The sequence below is a fragment of the Curtobacterium sp. PhB136 genome, assembly GCF_004346855.1.
Lineage (GTDB): Bacteria > Actinomycetota > Actinomycetes > Actinomycetales > Microbacteriaceae > Curtobacterium.
Genome location: NZ_SMGH01000010.1, coordinates 133,330 through 151,775 on the forward strand (window position 1 = coordinate 133,330; position 18,446 = coordinate 151,775).

An 18,446-nucleotide genomic window follows, 5' to 3' on the forward strand; every position below is an offset into this window, starting at 1 on the left:
GAGGCGCCTGCAGGGGGTGCCGTCCCACGGCGTCGTCCCCAGGGGGTCCAGCGCATGCGCCGTCGTCCGTTCCGTGCTGCCGTCGCACTCGCGACGACCCTCGTGGTCGCCGGTGGCGTGATCGTCGCGGCGGCCCCGCCGGCGACGGCTGCGACGGCCGCGACGGCCGCGACGGCTGCGACGGCCGCGACGGCTGCGACGGCTGCGACGGCCGCGACGGCTTCGGCTGCTGCCGCGACGACCGCTGCCGCGATGCGCCAGGCGTCCGCCGCGTCCCTCTACGGCGCCGGCCAGTACCGCTCACCCACGAGCGAGGCCGCGAAGGCCGCCACCGCCCTCGCCACCACCGACCCCGCGGGCGCCCGGGCGGCGTCGACCATCGCCCAGTACCCCGTCGCGACCTGGCTCGGGGAGTGGGCACAGGGGACCACGCTCACGAAGACCATCGACACCGCGGTCGCCGGCGCCGCGCAGACCGGCACCACGGCCGTCTTCGTCACCTACGCGATCCCGTCCCGGGACTGCGGCGGGTACTCGGCCGGCGGCTTCGACGAGACGACCTACGACGCATGGGTGGACCAGGTCGTCGCCCGGGTCGCCGGCAAGCGCGCCGCCGTGATCGTCGAGCCGGACTCGCTCGCGATGCTCAGCAACGCCGCGTGCAGCACCACGCTCGACCAGCAGCGCTACCGGATCCTCGCGCGCGAGGTCGCCGCGTTCACCGCCGCCGGGGTCCCCGCGTACCTCGACGCCGGCAACTCGAACTGGGTCCCGGCCGCCACCATGGCCGCACGGCTGAACAGCGCCGGCGTGCAGAACGCCCGCGGGTTCTTCACGAACGTCGCGAACTACTACCCGACCGCGCAGGAGCAGGCGTACGCGCAGAAGGTGTCGGCGGCCACCGGGAACTCGCACTACGTCATCGACACGTCCCGCAACGGCCAGGGCTGGCGCGGCACCTGGTGCAACGGTCCCGGCGCCGGCCTCGGCACCTCGCCCCGGGTCGCCACCGACGGCACGGCGCTCGACGCCCTGCTCTGGGTGAAGACCCCGGGCGCGAGCGACGGCACCTGCAACGGCGCCCCGGCCGCGGGGAAGTGGTACTCGGCCTTCGCCCAGGCCCTCGTCGCCAACGCGGTCCTCGGCGTCCCCGCGGCCGCGCTCGCACCGCAGGGCGCGTTCGAGTCGCTCACCGGGACCGCGGCCGCGCTGCGGATCCGCGGGTGGGCGTTCGACGAGGACGACCCGACGCGTCCGGTCACCGTCCGGGCGACCGTCGACGGTGTGGCCGTGGGAACGGTCGCCGCAGCCGCCAGCCGGCCCGACGTCGACACGGCGTACGGCGTCGGCGCGCCGCACGGCTTCGACGTCACCGTGCCCGCGACCGAGGGCACCAGGAAGGTCTGCGTCACCGCCGTCGACGTCGGTACCGGCCCGGACACCGCGCTCGGGTGCCGGACGGCGACGGTGTACCGGCACGACCCGTACGGGCAGCTCGACTCGGTGTCGGTCCAGGCCGGCGGCATCGGCGTCGTCGGCTGGGCGTTCGACGCCGACCAGCCGTCGGCGTCGACGAGCGTGGCGATCACCGTCGACGGCCGGACCGTCCGGACCCTGACGGCGAACCGTCGGCGCGCGGACGTCGACGGCGTCTGGCACACCGGCACCGCGCACGGCTACACCGGCACCGTCCCCGGGGGAGCCGGGAAGCACACCGTCTGCGCCGTCGCGAAGAACGTCGGATCCGGTACCGACCGGAAGTCCACCTGCCGCTCGGTCACCGTGCCGGCAGCGGCGCCGGCCGCGCACCGCGACAGCGTCCGGTCCTCGGCGCACCGGCGGGTGACCGTCCGCGGGTGGGCCTTCGACCGGGACGCGACCGGGTCGGCCGTCACGGTCCGGGTGAGCGTGGACGGGAAGGCCGCGGGGTCGTTCGCCGCCTCGGGGACACGCGCGGACGTGGACGCCGCGTACGCGGTGGGGACGCAGCACGGACTCGCCGCGGTGCTGGTGGCACCGAGCGGCCGGCGCACGGTGTGCATGACGGCGGTCGGGATCGGCAAGGGCGGGAACACGTCGCTCGGGTGCACGACCCTGACGGTGCGCTGACGCCGCCGGTGGTCCTCCTCCGGGAGAATGGCCGCATGTCAGACCCCCTCCGCCGTGCCGCCGGACGACTCCGCCGCGTCGCGGGACGCGTCCGTCGGGGGATCGCCCCCGGCCGTGCACCCGAGAACGCACCGGCATCGGCACCGGCAGCGGCACCGGCACCGCCGCCCCCTCCGCTCCCGCTCGTCGGGTACGTCGTCGCCGGCGGTGGTGGGGCGCACCCGGCCTCCGCCCACGTCCGCGTCGTCCGCCGGACCGAGCAGCTCGCGGCGAGCGGGACGGCCGAGGTGCACCAGGTGGACCCGGAGACCTTCGTCGACGGTTCCGACGAGCGGCCGTACGTCGCGGTGCTCGTCCAGCGGGACATCCTCCCCGTCGCGAGCGTCGCGCCGTTCCTGGCGGCGGCCGCCGACCGGGACGTGCCCGTCGTGGCCGAGGTCGACGACGACTTCTTCACCGCGTCCGGCCGCGACAGGCTGGCCCGCGCCGAGTACGACCCGGACCGCCTGGCGTCGATCGACGCGCTGGTCCGTGGCGCGGATGTCGTCGTGGTCAGCACGCCGGAGCTCGCGGACGTCGTCCGGCCGATCGCCCGGGAAGTGGTGGTCGTCCCGAACGCGCTCGACCCGACGCTCTGGGTCCCGGAGCCACCCGACAGCGGACCCGACACAGCGGCGCAGCCGGACGACGGCGGTCCCGAGCACCGCGTCCTCTACATGGGCACGCTCACCCACGCCGCCGACCTCGAGCTCCTCCGCGACGTCTTCGACGACCTCACCGCGCGGGACGGCACCCCGATCCGCCTCGAGGTCATCGGCGTCACCGAGGACGACGGCCCCGCCTGGTACCGCCGCGTCGAGGTCCCCGACGGCCACTACCCGGCGTTCGCCCGGTGGCTCGTCGACCACCGGACGCGCTGGCGTGCGGGCGTCGCACCCCTCCGCGACGAGGAGTTCAACCGCGCCAAGAGCGACCTGAAGTTCCTCGAGTACACCGCCCTCGGGCTCCCCGCGGTCGTGTCCGACCGGCCGTCGTACCGGCTGGCGGGGGAGCACGGCGCGGTCCTCGTCCCCGACGACGTCGCGGCGTGGCGGGACGCGGTCCGCACCGCGGTCGAGTCCGGTCGCGCCCCGGAGCGGGCGACCCGCTGGGTGGCGTCGGAGCGGACGCTCGGCGCCGACGGCGATGCGTGGTCGCGGGTGCTCCTCGGCGAGCGTCACCACCGCCCTGGAGGCACGGTGCAGCACCGCTAGGCTCGTCCCGTGACCGACACCGCCGCCTCCACCCCGCCGCTCGTCTCGATCATCATGGGTTCCGACTCCGACTGGCCCACCATGCGTGCGGCTGCGGAGATCCTCACCGAGCTCGGGATCCCCTTCGAGGCGGACGTCATCTCGGCACACCGGACGCCCGACAAGATGACCCGGTTCGCGCGCGGTGCGGCCGAGCGCGGCATCCGCGTCGTGATCGCCGGGGCCGGCGGAGCAGCGCACCTGCCCGGCATGGTGGCGTCGATGACGACCCTGCCGGTGATCGGTGTCCCGGTGCAGCTCGCACGCCTCGACGGCCTCGACTCGCTGCTGTCGATCGTGCAGATGCCCGCCGGCATCCCGGTCGCGACGATGGCGATCAACGGTGCCGCGAACGCCGGGCTCCTGGCCGCGCGGATCATCGGCTCCGCCGAGCCCGCGGTCGCCGCGCGGCTCACGGAGTACGCGGACGGCCTCGAGCGCCTCGTCGAGGAGAAGGCCGCGCGCCTGCGGGACTCCCTCGGCGCCTGACACCGAAGCGATCCGACCGCGTCGGGGACGACCCGCTGCGACCGCGTCGGGGACGACCCGCTGCGGATCAGAGGTCGGCGTGCAGCTGCCAGGTCTCGATCGCGGAGTCGTTCCAGTCGAACATCCGTGCCCGGTCCGGGCCCGCGACGGCGAGCTGCCCGGCGAGGTACGGGTCGTTGACGACCTGGTAGATCGCCTGCGCGAGCCGCTCCGGATAACCGGCACGGGGGTCACGCGCGACCGTCACACCGGCGTCCGAGGCGACTTCCCGCACCGCGGGGTCGTCGGAGTGCACCACGGGGGTGCCGAGGCTCATCGCCTCGATCACGGGGAGGCCGAAGCCCTCCGCGAGACTCGGGAACACGAACACGCTCGCGCGGTCGTAGACCACGGCGAGGTCCGGGTCGTCGACGCGGCCGAGGACCTTGACGCGGTCCGGTGCGAGCCCGGCGCGCTCGGCGGTGCCGATCACGTCGACGTCGCCCCAGCCGTCGGGGCCGGAGATCACGAGGGGGATGTCGGCGGGCGCGTCCGGGTGCGCCATCGCCTCGATCAGGTACGACAGGCCCTTCCGGGGCTCGAGCGTGCCGACGGCGAGGACGTAGCGCTCGGGGAGGCCGAGCCGCTCGGCACGGAGGTCGGCGTCCACCGGGATCCGGAGCCGTCCGCTCGGCGCACCGCCGATGACCCGGAGCCGGTCGTCGAACCGGTGGATCTCGTTGAGGTGCCCGGCGACCGCGTGGGTCGGGACGACGACGGCGTCGGCGTACTTGTACGCCCGCTTCACCATCGCCTTGTGGAAGTGCACGCCGCGCGGCGTCAGGGTCTCCGGGTTCGTCCACGGGACCGTGTCGTGCACCGTGACGACCGTCTGCCGGCCGGGTTCCTGGAAGCGGTTGTGCTTCACGAGGGGCGCGAGGACGCTCGGGGCGTGCACCATGCCGTGCGATGCGCCGCGGGCCACGCCGCCCTGCCAGGCGAGCGCGAGTTCACGGCGGGGCAGCGCCAGGCGGTCGAGACCGGAGAGGCCGGGGAGCAGGGTGCGCAGGTGCTCGACTTCGGCCGGGGAGACGGCGGAGACCACGGCTTCCACGTCGCAGCCGGCGGGTGCCGTCTGGATGAGCTGCCGGGTGAGTTCCTCCGCGTAGCGGCCGATGCCACCGGGGACCGGTGCGACCACCTGGTCGACGATCACGCGGAGAGTGGTCATCTGGTGTTGCTCCTCGAAGGTCGTGCGGGATGGCTGCCCGGCGCGTCGCCAGAGCGTACCAGCGGGGTCAGGGAGTTCCCGGAGTGCGGGCGCGGGTCGCGGCACGACGACGTCGCTCGCCGAGCACCGCGGCGCCGGCGAAGACGAGGTCGACGACGGTGAGCAGCACGCGGGACATCACGGCGACGCTGACTGCTGCGGACGCGCCGAGCGGGACGCCGGCGGTGAGGAGCGCGGTGAGCACGGCCTCGCGCCCGCCGAGCCCGGCCGGCAGGAAGAACACCAGGAACCCGACGAGCCAGGCCAGGGCGTAGGCGCCGATCGTCAGCGTGGTGACGCGGAGGTCGACGTGGCCGAGGGGTGCGAGCACGAGCACGATGTGCACGCCGAACACGACCCATGCCAGCGCCGCCCAGCCGAACGCCCGGGCGATCGCGCCGATGCCGAGGTCGATGGTGCCGAGGTCGCGGCGGGTGACCTTCGACGCCAGGCGCAGCCCGAACCGGAGGACCGCCGGGTGCAGCGCGGCGAGCACGATCGGGACCAGGAGCACGACGAACCAGTAGCGCGCGAAGGCGTCCGGCTGCACGAACGGGATCGTCACGGCGGCGACCGAGACGCCCGCGCCACAGCTGATGAGGAGCGTGAGCATCCCCACAGCGACACTGCGCGCCGCCGGCACCCGGTGTTCGCGTCCGAGGTCCGCCTGCGCCACGATCGGCCACACCGACCCCGGGATGTACTTGCCGATCTGGGAGAGGAAGAAGACCCGCTGCGCCGCGCCGATCGGGATGTGGTGGCCGGCGCCGGACATCAGCGCGCGCCACGACAGGAACGTGATGTACGTCGCGAGCGCGCCGGCGACGAGTGCCGCGACCAGGGTCAGCGGCTCCTGCCGGGTGAACGCCTCGGCGATGTCACCGGCGCGGGGCACGAGGAAGGCGATGCAGAGCGCGAGGGCCACGACGAGGCCGACGACACGGACGACGGTCTTGGTCCGGGAGCGCTTCGCGGGCTGGGGGAGGTCGGTCATTCTCACCTAGGGTTGATCGGGTGCGCCAGGACCGGGACGGCGCGCGCGACCACGGAGAAAGGGCGGCCCACGTGCGGATCTTGGCCTTCGGAACATACCAGGCGGCAGATCACCCTCGGGTGCGAGTGCTCGCCGACGGCCTCCGTGCACGGGGGCACGTCGTGGCCGAGGCGAACGTCCCGCTCGGCCTGTCCACGAAGGACCGCGTCGCGATGCTCGGGTCCCGCTCGGGCGCGCTGTCGATGGCCGGACGCCTGGCCCGCAGCTGGTCGGCCCTCGTCGGCAAGGCGCTCCGTGTGCGGCGTTCCGGCCGTCCGGACGCGGTCCTCGTCGGCTACATGGGGCACTTCGACGTGTGGCTCGCACGCCTGCTGTTCCCGCGCACCCCGATCGTCCTCGACCACCTGATCTTCGCCGCGACGACCGCCCAGGACCGCGGTGTCGGCGACGGCGGCCTCAAGCAGCGCCTCCTGCGGTTCCTCGACCGCGCCGCGCTCACCATCGCGGACGTCGTCGTCCTGGACACCGACGAGCACCGCGACCTCGTCCCGGCAGCGCTCCGGGAGAAGGCCGTGGTCGTGCCGGTCGGCGCCACCGAGAACTGGTACGACGCCGGCGCACACGCGGTGGAGCGACCCGCCGACGACCCGCTCCGCGTGGTCTTCTACGGGCTCTTCACCCCGCTGCAGGGTGCCGGCACGATCGGCGGGGCAATCGGCGCACTGCCCGACGACGGCAGCGTCCTGGTCACGATGATCGGCAGCGGCCAGGACCTCGACGAGGCGCAGTCACGGGCCGCCGGGGGCGCTCCGACCGAGTGGCTGCCGTGGGTGGACGCCGCCGACCTGCCCGCCCTGGTCGCCGGCCACGACGTCGGCATCGGCATCACCGGCACCACCCCGAAGGCGCTCAAGGTCGTCCCGAACAAGGTCTACCAGTGCGCGGCAGCGGGGCTCGCCGTCGTCACGAGCGACACCGCCCCGCAGCGCCGGGCCTTCGGCGACGCGGTCGTCGCCGTCCCCGCTGGCGACGCCGACGCGCTCGCCGCCGCGATCCGCGGGCTCGCCGCCGACCGTGCGCTCCTCGCCGAGCGCCGGGCCGCCGCGTCCGCCGCGGCCGACCGCTTCCGTCCCGCGGCGGCCGTCGAGCCGCTGGACGAGCGCCTCCGCACCGTCACCCGCTGACCGCAGCCGAGCTCGCGAGACGCCGCCGACTTGGCGAGACCCCGCCGAGCTCGCGAGACGCCGCCCAGTTCGCGAGACGCCGCCGACTTGGCGAGACGTCGCCGGCCGGGGCGGCGTCTGGGCCGTTCGGCGGCGTCTCGACCGGAGAGCGGCGCCTGGCAGGGCAACGGACGGGAGGCCCTGCTCGCGTGCCGCGCGTGGCGGACGTGAGCAGGGCCTCCCGGTCGGAGCCTGGTGGGGGTCTCAGGAACTGAGCACGCCCGCCTCGGCTGCCGCGTGCAGTGCTTCGCGCCAGTCGCGCATCGGGGCGATCCCCGCGCGTGACCAGGCGTCGTGGCCGAGCACGCTGTACGCGGGGCGCGGAGCCGGACGCACGAAGGCCGAGCTGTCGGTCGGCAGGACCCGCTCCGGGTCGAGGCCGACCTCGGTGTAGATCGCCTTGGTGAAGTCGAGCCAGGACCCCTGGCCGCCGTTCGTGCCGTGGTAGATGCCGGCCGGAGCATCCGCGTCGAGGAGCGCGACGATCTGGCGGGCCAGGTCACCCGTCCACGTCGGCTGCCCGATCTGGTCGGTGACGACGCTCACGGTGTCGTGCGACCCGGCGAGGCGGATCATCGTCTTCGCGAAGTTCGGACCGCCGGCACCGTAGAGCCACGCGGCCCGCACGACGTACGAGGAGTCCGGGGCGATCGCGCGCACCGCTGCTTCGCCGGCCGCCTTCGTCCGGCCGTAGGCGCCGATCGGGTCGGTCGGCTCGTCCTCGGCGTACGGCGAGGTGCCGTTGCCGTCGAAGACGTAGTCGGTGGACACGTGCACGAGCTTCGCGCCGGCGGCGACCGCAGCGGTGGCCAGGACCTCCGGGCCGCGGGCGTTGACCGCGAAGGCCGCCGCCTCGTCGGACTCGGCGTCGTCGACCTTCGTGTACGCCGCCGCGTTGATCACGACGTCGTGGCCGGTGACCGCCGCGGTGACGGCGTCCTGGTCGGTGATGTCGAGATCCGCGCGCGAGAGCGCGGTGACGTCACGACCGGCGAGTGCCTGCTGGAGGTCCTGGCCGAGCATGCCGGCGGCGCCGGTGATCAGGTACCGAATCATGCGAGCGCCGCGCGCTCCTTGAGCGGCTCCCACCAGGCGCGGCTGTCGCGGTACCACTGGACCACGTCCGCGAGGCCCTGCTCGAACGGGACCTGCGGCTCGTAGCCGAGCTCGGCCTGGATCTTGGAGATGTCCACCGAGTAGCGGAGGTCGTGGCCGAGGCGGTCGGCGACGCGGTCGACGTACGACCAGTCCTTGCCGGTGGCCTCGAGCAGCATCTCGGTGAGCTCCTTGTTCGTGAGCTCGGTCCCGCCGCCGATGTTGTAGATCTCGCCCGCGCGGCCCTTGACGAGCACCATCGCGATGCCGCGGGTGTGGTCGTCGACGTGCAGCCAGTCGCGGATGTTGTTGCCCTCGCCGTAGAGCGGGACGTGCTTGTCGTCGATGAGGTTCGTGACGAACAGCGGGATGACCTTCTCGGGGAAGTGGTACGGCCCGTAGTTGTTCGAGCAGCGCGTGATCGAGAGGTTCAGCCCGTGCGTGCGGTGGTAGCTGCGGGCGAGGAGGTCGCTGCCGGCCTTCGACGCCGAGTACGGCGAGTTCGGCTCGAGCGGGCGGTCCTCGGCCCACGAGCCTTCGCTGATGGAGCCGTAGACCTCGTCGGTGGAGACGTGCACGAAGCGCGCGGTGCCGTGGCGGAGCGCGGCGTCGAGGAGACGCTGGGTGCCGACGACGTTGGTCTCGACGAAGATCCCGGAGTCACGGACGGAGCGGTCGACGTGGGACTCGGCGGCGAAGTGCACGATCGCGTCGATGCCGGGGATCACCTCGTCGAGCTTCGCGGCGTCGGTGATGTCGCCCTGCACGAACGTGTAGCGGGGGGAGTCCGCGACCGGTGCGAGGTTCTCGAGGTTGCCCGAGTACGTCAGGGCGTCGTAGACGACGACCTCGGCGCCCTCGAGCCCCGGGTAGGCGTCCTGCAGGGTGCGGCGGACGAAGTTCGAGCCGATGAATCCGGCTCCGCCGGTGACGAGGATCTTCACGTGGTCTGGTTCCTTTGGGTTGCCGTTGGCGTTGGATCGATTCCCGATTGTAGGGGGAGCGTCTGTCAATCGAGTATTTCAGTGCTGCCGGTCGGCTCGGCGCCGGGTCCCGCGCGGCGGCGGCGTCGGCCGAGCACCACCACGAGTACGCCGACCACGATCGCGACGAGGACCGAGCCGATGGTCGCGACCAGACCGGCCGACAGACCGGGGACCGTGTACGAGACGGCGACGGTGTGCTTGCCCGCCGGCACCCAGACGGCACCGCCGGCGTGGTCGGCGGCGACGAGCGGGGTCGACTTGCCGTCGACGGTCGCACTCCAGCCGGGGCGCTGCAGCGAGTCCTCGACCACGACCCAGCCGCCCTGCTCCGCGTCCACGTCGACCGTGGTCGCGTTCGGGTCGCTCGAGTCCACGTCGAGCTCGGCGTCGCCGCCACCCGCCGTGTGCTTCGTCGGCTTGCTCAAGACGACCTCGTCCGCCGGGGTTGCCGGGTCGTCGAGGGTGTCGACACGGTCTGCGGCCTTCTGGACGACGGTCTGCGACGACGCCCAGCGGACCCGGTCGTCGGTGCCGCCGAGCTCGTAGATCGTCGCGTCGCCGGTGTGCGCGACCGTGACGTCGTCACCGGCCTTCGGACGGACGACGGTGATCGCGGCCTTGCCGTCCGCGTCCGTGCCGATCGGGACGCGCTTGTCCTGGCCGGTGACCGTGATCTCCGCGTGCCACGACGTGGACGCCGGGATGTCGTCGCCCTCGAGCGCCACCGCGCGACCACCGCCGAGCCCCGGGACCCAGGTCTCGGTGGAGGTGAGGGTCTTGCCGGTGTCGTCGGCGACGATCGACACGGTGAGGTCCATGCCGTCGGCCGAGTTCGTCGGCGCCGGGGGACCGGTGAACTCGATGCCGTTGATCGGCCCGGTGTTGCTCGGGGAGTCGACCGACGGGTTCGTCTTCGTGAGGTCGGCCCACGCCGTCGACGGCGTGCTCGGGTCGGCCTGGCCGACGAGGGGCGCCGACGGGTCGGAGATCACGTAGCGCACCGCGAGGCGGTCCAGGAGCGGGGAGGAGATCGTCGACGGCAGGTTCGTCGGCCGCAGCGACGAGTACGTCGGTGTGACGTAGACGTCCGGGTCGATCGCCGTCATGAGCTGTTTCCACTCCTGCGTCTGGAAGGTGTGCCCGGTGAGGGAGCGGATCTGGAAGTACGACGCCGAACCGGGCAACCCGGCCTGGCCTGCGGTGGCGAAGCGCTCCTGGTCGGTGAGGTGGTTCTCCAGGTACTTCAGCGCCGGCGTCGACGGGTAGAAGGTCGAGACGGGGGCGATCGGCCACCACGCCTGGACGGAGGAGATCGCCGGGACGACGACCATCGCGATGACCCCGACGCCGGCGACCGCCGCGAGGACGCGGGACCGGAAGAACCAGACCAGCGCGATCGCCAGGGCGGTGAGCGCGCCGATCACCGCGGTGCGGACGACGTCCACCTTCAGCTCGTGCAGGTGCGGGACGGGGACGGAGTAGAGCGCCATCCGCGTCTGGTAGGCCACGCCGGCCGCCGCGGCGAGCACGATCAGGACGACCAGGCCGCGACCGATCCAGGCGAGCGGTCGCGACGAGCGGAGCCGACGGAGCTCGTCGAGCAGGTGCTCCGGCTCGACCAGTCGCCCGAACCCGATGCCGGCGAGTGCGGCCGCGAGGAACCCGACGATGCAGCGCATGCGCCCGATCGGGTTCGAGTCGAAGACGGGGAGCTCACGGATCGCCGCGAGGACCGGGCCGCCGACGTAGACGAGCACCACGCTGAGGGCGAGGAGGCCGAGGAGGATCCAGACGATGCCGGCCGCACGCTGCACCCGCGGGCGCACGAGCAGCGCCGCTGCGATCAGGACGACCACCGCGATGCCGACGAACGACGCCGTCTCGACCGGGTTGCGACCGCTCCAGGCGTCGCCGCGGCTCTCGTCGTTGGCGATGTCGGCCACCCACGAGCTGACGAGCGACAGGTACCCGAGGGTCCCACCGCCGCCGGACTGCGCGCGGGCGCCGAAGTCGATGACGTTCGCCGCGTTCACCGCGAACGGCAGGAGCTGCCACGCGGAGAGGAACAGGCCGAACACGATGCCGCCGACCGCGATCGCCGCGCTGACGAGCACTCCGCGGACGCTCCGGAGCGCGACGATGCTGCGCGCGACGAAGTAGATGCCCCCCGTGAACAGGGCGTACCCGACGATCGCGGGGAACCCGCCGAGGAGCATGCACGCGAGCGCGACCCCGACGGCGACGACGTCACGGAGCTTCCGCTCGGTCGCGGCACGGTCGATCGCCCAGAACAGCAGCGGGATGAACGCCGCGACGCGGGTCTGCGGCCAGTTCGTCCACGCGACCATGAACCCCGAGGCCGAGTACACGATCGCGGCGATCGGCCAGCCGGCGCGCGGGACGCCCCAGCGGCGGAGCAGCAGCGCCATGCCGACCGTCACGACGACGATCTCGAGCAGCTTCACGGCGCCCGGTGCGTACGAGAAGGGCAGGACCCACCACGGCAGGGAGAGCGGGGACCACGCGCCGGAGTCGGGCAGGCCGCCGAGCTCGGTGCCGCCGGCGACGTACGGGTTCCAGGCGCCGAACACGCCTTCCTGCGCGAGACGGACCAGCAGCGACACCTGCGGTGCGGCACTGTCGATCGTGTCGCTGTCGAACACGTTGCTCGACTGCGTCGTCGACTGGAACGTGTCCGCCCACGGGGTGAAGCGGTTGAGCAGTCCGGTGTTCAGGAAGGTGCCGTGCCCGAGCAGGGCGGGCCCGATCGTGAAGAGCACGAAGGCCACCAGCGCGGCCCACGACGCGATCTCCACCCAGGCCCCCGGACGACGGATCCAGAGGGCGGCGCGGGTGCTCATCGAGAGCGTCCGCGCCTCAGTCGCCATACCGCTGCAGCTTCTGCAGGTCCAGCTGCTCCTCGGCGAGGGTGCGGTTCAACCGGGTGAGGTCGGCGACGACGCCGATGACCAGCGACAGCACCGCCGTGATCAGCAGCACCACGCCGAGGATGATCGACTGCAGGTGGTTCCCGCCGGTGTTCGTCCAGAGGAGCACGAGGTACCGGATCAACGGCCAGGCCCCGAGTCCGCCGAGGACCACGGCCACCCAGGCGAAGAGCGCCATCGGGCGGTACATCAGGTAGACGCGGGCGATCGCCGAACCGGACTGGAACATGTGCTGCCAGATGTTCTTGAACAGCCGGGACTCGCGTGTCTTCGGGTTCGTCGTGATCGGCACGGACGCGATCGCGAGCCGCTTGTAGCCGGCCTGCACGATGGTCTCCATGCAGTAGCTGAAGCGTGTGACGATGTTCAGGCGGATCAGCGAGTACTTCGTGTACGCGCGGAAGCCGCTGGCCGCGTCGGGCAGGTCGAGGCCCGCCGCTCGGCTGGCCACCCAGGACCCGAAGCGCTGCATGAGCTTCTTGAAGCCGGAGAAGTGCTCGATCGTGCGGGTCTGCCGGTCGCCGATCACGATGTCGGCTTCCTTCCGCAGGATCGGCTGGACCAGCTCCGCGATCTGCGCCTGCGGGTACTGGTTGTCACCGTCGGTGTTCACGACGATGTCGGCACCGTGCAGCAGGGCGTAGTCGACGCCGTCGCGGAACGAACGGGCGAGGCCCATGTTCGTGGTGTGGTGCACGAAGTGGTGGACACCGTGCTCCCGGGCGACCTCGACCGTGCGGTCGGTGCTGCCGTCGTTGATGACCAGGACCTCGATCTCGTCGATGCCGTCGATCTGCGTCGGGATCGTCTCGAGGACGCTGGCGAGGGTGTTCTCCTCGTTGAGGCAGGGGATCTGGATGAAGAGCTTCACGGGGCTGCGGTATCTCGTTTCGGGATGCGGGCGCACGGCTTCCAGGTGCGAGGAGGCCATGACAGCCTAAGCGAACGACCGATGGACCCGTGGGAGAATCGCTCACCGTGCGACGCTTCCTGCCACGGCTGCCCACGGCGGTCGTCATCACCGCCGCCGTCTTCGCCGTCCTCGCTTCCCTCGCGGTCGGCTGGAGTGCCGCCCCGCTGAACACCGCGGACGAGACGGCCCACCTCGACTACGCGATCGGGCTCTGGCACGGGCACCTGCCGGTCTTCGAGCAGGGACTCGCCATCCGGCCGCCCTTCGGCATCGTCCCGCCGGTGCAGTGGGTCGCCCAGCACCCGCCGCTGTTCTACGCGCTCGTCGCCCCGGTCGTCGGGCCGCTCTGGGACGGCGGACACCCGTACGCCGCGGTGCTCGCCGGGCGCTCGGTGAACGCGCTGCTCGCCGGGGGAGCCGTCCTCGCCACCGGGTTCGCCGGGTTCCGCGTGGTGCCGCGCCGACCGGCCGTCGGTGCCGTCGCCGCGATCGTCATCGCCTGCACGAGCATGCTGCTGCTCGTCGGGGGCGCGGTCTACAACGACCTGCCGAACACGATCCTCGCCGCGCTCGCGATCGCCGTCGGCGCGACCGCGCTCCGCCGGGGCCTCTCGACGCGCCTGGTCGTCGTCGCGGGGGTCGTCACCGGGCTCGGCATGCTGAGCCGGGCGTCCTTCGCGGTGTTCGTCGTCGCGGTCGTCGTCGCCCTGGTCCTCGCGGCGCGCTCCGGCTCCCGCTCGGCGCCGGGCTCCCGCTCGGCGCCGGGCTCCCGCTTCTGGGACGGGTGGGGGCGCCTCGTCGCCGCAGCCGTCGCGGCGCTGGTGCCCGTCCTCGCCGCCGGGTGGTTCTACCTCCGCAACATCGCACTCACCGGCAACGCCGAGGGGTCGCACCCGGAGTGGGCCGCCGAGCACCTGCACCGGCACACCGCGTCCGCATCCCAGGTGCTCACCGACCACGACTTCTGGACGGGGTTGTTCTCGGTGTTCCTCGGGCACCTCGCCGAGGACGGCGCCTGGACCTGGCTGCTGCTGCTCGGCCCGCTGGCGCTGGCGCTCGCCGCCGCGGTGGTCGGCGTCGTCCGACGCGCGGGCCACGGCAGCGCGGGCCGCGGCAGCGCTGGCCGCGGCGGCGCAACGCCCGCCCGCGCGTCCTCCACCCGCGCCGACTGGCTCGTCGCCGCGATGCTCGCCGCCGTCGTCCTGCTCGTCGTCGTCGCACAGGTCCGGTTCACGATGAGCGGCGGTTCGGCACACGCCCGGTACCTCCTCGCCGTGATGCCGGTGCTCGCGATCCCGATGGCGATCGGCCTCACCGGGTTCGGCCGGATCGCGTCCTCGGTGCTCACTGTCGTGTGGACCCTGCCGGCCGCGTGGGTGTGGTTCACCATCCTCGACCTGCAGGCACCCGTCGCGGGGTCGAGCGCGGTCCTCGTCGTCGCCCGGGTCGTCACCGTGCTCGCCGTCGTGGTGCTCGCCCTCGCCCTCGTCCTGACGGTCCGTCTGCTGACCAGGAAGGCGCCTGGAGTGCTGCGGTAGGCTGCCCCGGTGCAGATCCGCGAACTGAAGATCCAAGGCGCGTGGGAGTTCACCCCCGTCCAGCACGGCGACGCACGAGGAGCCTTCCTCGAGGCGTACCGTGCCGACGTGCTCGAGGACACGGTGGGCCACCCCCTCGACCTCCGCCAGGTGAACATGTCGATCTCGTCGCGCGGCGTCGCGCGCGGGATCCACTACGCGCTCGTCGCCCCGAGCCAGGCGAAGTACGTCACCGCCGTGCGCGGTGCGTTCATCGACTACATCATCGACATCCGCGTCGGTTCGCCGACGTTCGGGCAGTGGGACTCCGTCCGCATCGACGACGTCGACCGCCGCGCCGTGTACCTCTCCGAGGGCCTCGGCCACGCGATCGTCGCGCTCGAGGACCAGAGCACCGTGAACTACCTCGTCAGCGCCCACTACGACCCCCAGCGCGAGAAGGGGATCAGCATCCTCGACCCGACCGTGGGCCTGGAGCTGCCGGACGGCATCGGCGAGCCCGTCCTGTCCGAGAAGGACACCAGCGCCCCGACGCTCCTCGACGCCGCTGAGCAGGGCCTCCTGCCGACGTACGAAGAGTGCGTCGCCTACACCGAGTCCCTCCGGACGAAGAAGTAAGAAGGAGACCCGATGAAGGGCATCATCCTGGCCGGCGGTTCCGGCACCCGCCTCTGGCCCATCACCAAGGGCATCAGCAAGCAGCTCATGCCGATCTACGACAAGCCGATGGTCTACTACCCGCTGTCGACGCTGATGATGGCCGGCATCCGTGAGGTCCTGGTCATCACCACCCCCGAGTACAACGACCAGTTCCGGGCACTGCTCGGCGACGGCTCGTCCCTCGGCATGGACATCCAGTACGCCGTGCAGCCGAGCCCGGACGGCCTCGCGCAGGCGTTCGTCATCGGTGAGGAGTTCATCGGGGACGACAGCGTCGCGCTGGTCCTCGGCGACAACATCTTCCACGGCACCGGCCTCGGCACGAGCCTGCAGAAGAACACCGAGGTGCAGGGCGCCACGATCTTCGCGTACCACGTGGCAGACCCGAAGGCGTACGGCGTCGTGGAGTTCGACGACGACTTCAGCGCCGTCTCCATCGAGGAGAAGCCGGCCGAGCCGAAGTCGAACTACGCCGTCCCCGGCCTGTACTTCTACGACAACGACGTGGTCGAGATCGCGAAGACCATCGAGCCGAGTGCGCGCGGCGAGCTCGAGATCTCCACGGTCAACGAGCGCTACCTCGAGGCCGGCACGCTCGGCGTCGAGGTCCTCGACCGCGGCACCGCCTGGCTCGACACCGGCACGTTCGAGTCGATGATGCAGGCGTCCGAGTACGTCAAGGTCATCGAGGACCGTCAGGGCCACAAGATCGGGTGCATCGAGGAGATCGCCTGGCGGAACGGCTGGATCGACGACGCGGCCCTCGCCGCGCTCGCCGCGCCGCTCGCCAAGAGCGGGTACGGCGTCTACCTCCAGCAGCTGCTCGCTTCCTGACACGCCCCGTGGCGCTCTTCCGACGCCGCCGTGCGGACACGACGGTCTCCGACTCCGGTCTGGAGGCCCGACCCGTGTCCGACACGGCGGCGTCCGTCGTCCGCGTGGCCGGGTGGCAGAGCACGCCGGTGGCCTCCGACAAGTGGGTCACGGTGCTCCTCGTCAGCCGCTCGGACCGGTACGCGGCGCTGCCGGCGATGGTCGCTGCCGCTCGGCTCGCCTTCGGCCCGGACGTCGACGTCCGGGCCGTGGGGTACGTGGCCGACGCGTCACCGCAGGACCTCCAGCAGCGGGGCGTGCACTGGGTGCGTCCCGACCCGGTCGACGGCATCGGCTCGGCGATCAACGCCGGGGTGGCCGCCGGTGTCGGCCGGGTGCTCGTCGTCGTCGACTCGACGGTGGGCGTGACCGATCAGGACCTCCAGGTGCTCGCCGCTGCCGGGTCTGACCAGGTCGTCCAGGCCCGGGTGCGGATGCCCGACGGCGGCCGACGCGACGGTGCCCTGCTGCTCCGCCCGGGCGCGCTGCCCTGGACCGACGACGGCCGCCGGACCGACGACGGCAGCCGGACCGACGACGGCCGCCGGACCGACGACGGCCGCCGGACCGACGACGGCCGCCAGACCGAGGGCGCCAGCCGGACCGACGACGGCAGCCGGACCGACCGCGCCGCGGACCCGGACGACCTCGACACGATCCCGGTCGTGCCGGTCTTCGCAGCGGACCAGCCCGTGGTCTCGATGCCGCGGGCCGCGCTCCTGCCGGCACCGTGCCTCCCGGACGAGCGGATGACGCTGACGGCCTGGACCCGCGCCGCCGCCGACCGGATCGCCGGAGACGTGCGCCTCGTCTGGTCCGTGCGGCGGAACGCCGAGGCCGGGCGGACGATCGACGCGGCCACGGTCGACGCGTTCACCGCGTGGCGGGACCGCGGAGCGCAGGACGGCGCCGTCGTCGCCGGACCGCCGCTCCCGCCGTGGGGCGCGCGTCCGGTCTCACCGTCGGTGGACCGTTCGCGTGCCGACACGGGGTTGTCGTGGTCGCTCAAGATCGCCGCTCCCGCCGGGGCCGAGGGCGACGGCTGGGGCGACGTGCACTTCGCGGCGGAGCTTGCCGAGGCGCTCGAGCGGCTCGGGCAGCGCGTGCGCGTCGACCGCCGCGACGCCCACGTCCGGGACGACGACGCCGAGGACGACGTGACGCTGGTGATCCGCGGTCTCGACCGGGTGCCGCCGAACCCCGCGTCCGTCAACCTCCTCTGGGTGATCAGCCACCCCGACGACGTCGCGGACACCGAGCTCCGCTCCTTCGACGCCGTGTTCGCCGCCGGTCCGGTGTGGGCCGCCGCGGCCGCCGAGCGTGCGGGCGTCCCGGTGCGGACCCTGCTGCAGGCCACGGACCCGGCGGTGTTCACGCCGAGCGCCCCGGGAGCGTCGGCGGACGCCGGGCGCGTCGTGTTCGTCGGGTCGACCCGCGGTGCCGAGCGGCGGATCGTGTCCGACGCGGTGGCGCTCGGGGCGGACCTCCGGGTGCACGGGCCGGGCTGGGCCGACGTGCTGCCGGCCGCGATGGCGGGGGAGTCCTCGCTCTCCCGGACAGCGGTGGCGGCGGCCTACCGCGACGCCCGCGTCGTGCTCAACGACCACTGGCCGGACATGGCGGCCGGGGGCTTCCTCTCGAACCGGGTGTTCGACGTGCTGGCATCGGGCGGGGTCGTCGTCACGGACCCCGTCGCGGGGCTCGCCGACGTGCTCGAGGTCCCCACGCTGGCGGTCGCGTCGTCGCGGGAGTCGCTCGCCGCGCTGCTCGACCCCGCGTACGCGTGGCCGTCGCCCGCGGAGCGGGCCGCGGTCGCCGCGCGGATCGCCGCCGAGCACTCCTTCGATGCCCGCGCCGCGGTGCTCGTCGAGGCCGCGCGCGCCGAGCGCGAGCGGCTCCGCCGCCGCTGACGCGGCGCCGCGCCGCGGCGCGGCCGCGCCGCTGCGCGGCCGCCGGCCGCGGGCGCCCGCGGCATTGCCGCGGATACGCCGCACAACCAAAACCACTCCGAACCACGGGAATCCGTGGTTCGGAGTGGTTGCAGTTGTGCGCAGGCATGCCGAACCGCCGGCGGCCG

14 protein-coding genes are annotated in these 18,446 nt (G+C 73.0%); 8 read left to right on the forward strand and 6 right to left on the reverse strand.

Annotated features, from left to right (window positions below; translation table 11 throughout):
- Positions 1 to 54 precede the first annotated feature (54 nt).
- The 3 genes from EDF27_RS17600 to purE are packed head-to-tail and all read left to right on the forward strand — an operon-like array spanning position 55 to position 3,890.
- Entirely contained in the window at positions 55 to 2,109 is a 2,055-nt protein-coding gene (locus tag EDF27_RS17600; RefSeq protein WP_132050254.1) for a glycoside hydrolase family 6 protein, read from the forward strand.
- 35 nt (positions 2,110 to 2,144) lie between these two features.
- A complete protein-coding gene (locus EDF27_RS17605; protein ID WP_132050256.1) occupies positions 2,145 to 3,362 on the forward strand; it encodes a glycosyltransferase in 1,218 nt (405 codons plus the stop codon).
- A 9-nt stretch (positions 3,363 to 3,371) separates the two neighbouring features.
- On the forward strand, positions 3,372 to 3,890 hold the full coding sequence (purE, locus tag EDF27_RS17610; RefSeq protein ID WP_132050258.1) for a 5-(carboxyamino)imidazole ribonucleotide mutase: 519 nt from the start codon (positions 3,372 to 3,374) through the stop codon (positions 3,888 to 3,890).
- 67 nt (positions 3,891 to 3,957) lie between these two features.
- Here purE and EDF27_RS17615 read toward each other — a convergent pair whose 3' ends face one another.
- Positions 3,958 to 5,100, reverse strand: a complete 1,143-nt coding sequence (locus tag EDF27_RS17615) for a glycosyltransferase family 1 protein (protein ID WP_123656135.1) — start codon at positions 5,098 to 5,100, stop codon at positions 3,958 to 3,960.
- Positions 5,101 to 5,167: 67 nt separating this feature from the next.
- Positions 5,168 to 6,133, reverse strand: a complete 966-nt coding sequence (locus EDF27_RS17620) for a lysylphosphatidylglycerol synthase domain-containing protein (RefSeq protein ID WP_123656136.1) — start codon at positions 6,131 to 6,133, stop codon at positions 5,168 to 5,170.
- Positions 6,134 to 6,252: 119 nt separating this feature from the next.
- Here EDF27_RS17620 and EDF27_RS17625 point away from each other — a divergent pair, with 119 nt between their 5' ends.
- Positions 6,253 to 7,317: a glycosyltransferase gene (locus EDF27_RS17625; protein ID WP_243698414.1), complete on the forward strand. Its 1,065-nt coding sequence runs from the start codon at positions 6,253 to 6,255 to the stop codon at positions 7,315 to 7,317.
- A gap of 243 nt (positions 7,318 to 7,560) precedes the next feature.
- Here EDF27_RS17625 and rfbD read toward each other — a convergent pair whose 3' ends face one another.
- The 4 genes from rfbD to EDF27_RS17645 form a co-directional block, all read right to left on the reverse strand.
- The gene (gene rfbD / locus EDF27_RS17630; RefSeq protein ID WP_132050260.1) at positions 7,561 to 8,412 is read right to left on the reverse strand and encodes a dTDP-4-dehydrorhamnose reductase; all 852 of its coding nucleotides are present in this window, start codon (positions 8,410 to 8,412) and stop codon (positions 7,561 to 7,563) included.
- Complete coding sequence (gene rfbB, locus EDF27_RS17635; RefSeq protein ID WP_132050262.1) at positions 8,409 to 9,395, reverse strand: dTDP-glucose 4,6-dehydratase; 987 nt, start codon at positions 9,393 to 9,395, stop codon at positions 8,409 to 8,411. Before rfbB ends, rfbD begins: the two co-directional genes overlap by 4 nt.
- Before the next feature lie 65 nt (positions 9,396 to 9,460).
- The gene (locus EDF27_RS17640; RefSeq protein ID WP_132050264.1) at positions 9,461 to 12,298 is read right to left on the reverse strand and encodes a hypothetical protein; all 2,838 of its coding nucleotides are present in this window, start codon (positions 12,296 to 12,298) and stop codon (positions 9,461 to 9,463) included.
- Between the two features lie 16 nt (positions 12,299 to 12,314).
- Positions 12,315 to 13,256, reverse strand: coding sequence for a glycosyltransferase family 2 protein (locus tag EDF27_RS17645; protein ID WP_123656140.1), 942 nt, complete (start codon positions 13,254 to 13,256; stop codon positions 12,315 to 12,317).
- 107 nt (positions 13,257 to 13,363) lie between these two features.
- Here EDF27_RS17645 and EDF27_RS17650 point away from each other — a divergent pair, with 107 nt between their 5' ends.
- From EDF27_RS17650 to EDF27_RS17665, 4 genes are read left to right on the forward strand one after another with little or no spacing between them, the layout of a single operon-like run.
- Complete coding sequence (locus EDF27_RS17650; RefSeq protein WP_132050266.1) at positions 13,364 to 14,836, forward strand: glycosyltransferase family 39 protein; 1,473 nt, start codon at positions 13,364 to 13,366, stop codon at positions 14,834 to 14,836.
- 9 nt (positions 14,837 to 14,845) lie between these two features.
- Complete coding sequence (rfbC, locus tag EDF27_RS17655; RefSeq protein ID WP_123656142.1) at positions 14,846 to 15,454, forward strand: dTDP-4-dehydrorhamnose 3,5-epimerase; 609 nt, start codon at positions 14,846 to 14,848, stop codon at positions 15,452 to 15,454.
- A gap of 12 nt (positions 15,455 to 15,466) precedes the next feature.
- Complete coding sequence (gene rfbA, locus EDF27_RS17660) at positions 15,467 to 16,330, forward strand: glucose-1-phosphate thymidylyltransferase RfbA (protein ID WP_123656143.1); 864 nt, start codon at positions 15,467 to 15,469, stop codon at positions 16,328 to 16,330.
- 8 nt (positions 16,331 to 16,338) lie between these two features.
- Entirely contained in the window at positions 16,339 to 18,279 is a 1,941-nt protein-coding gene (locus tag EDF27_RS17665) for a glycosyltransferase (protein ID WP_132050268.1), read from the forward strand.
- Positions 18,280 to 18,446: the final 167 nt, after the last annotated feature.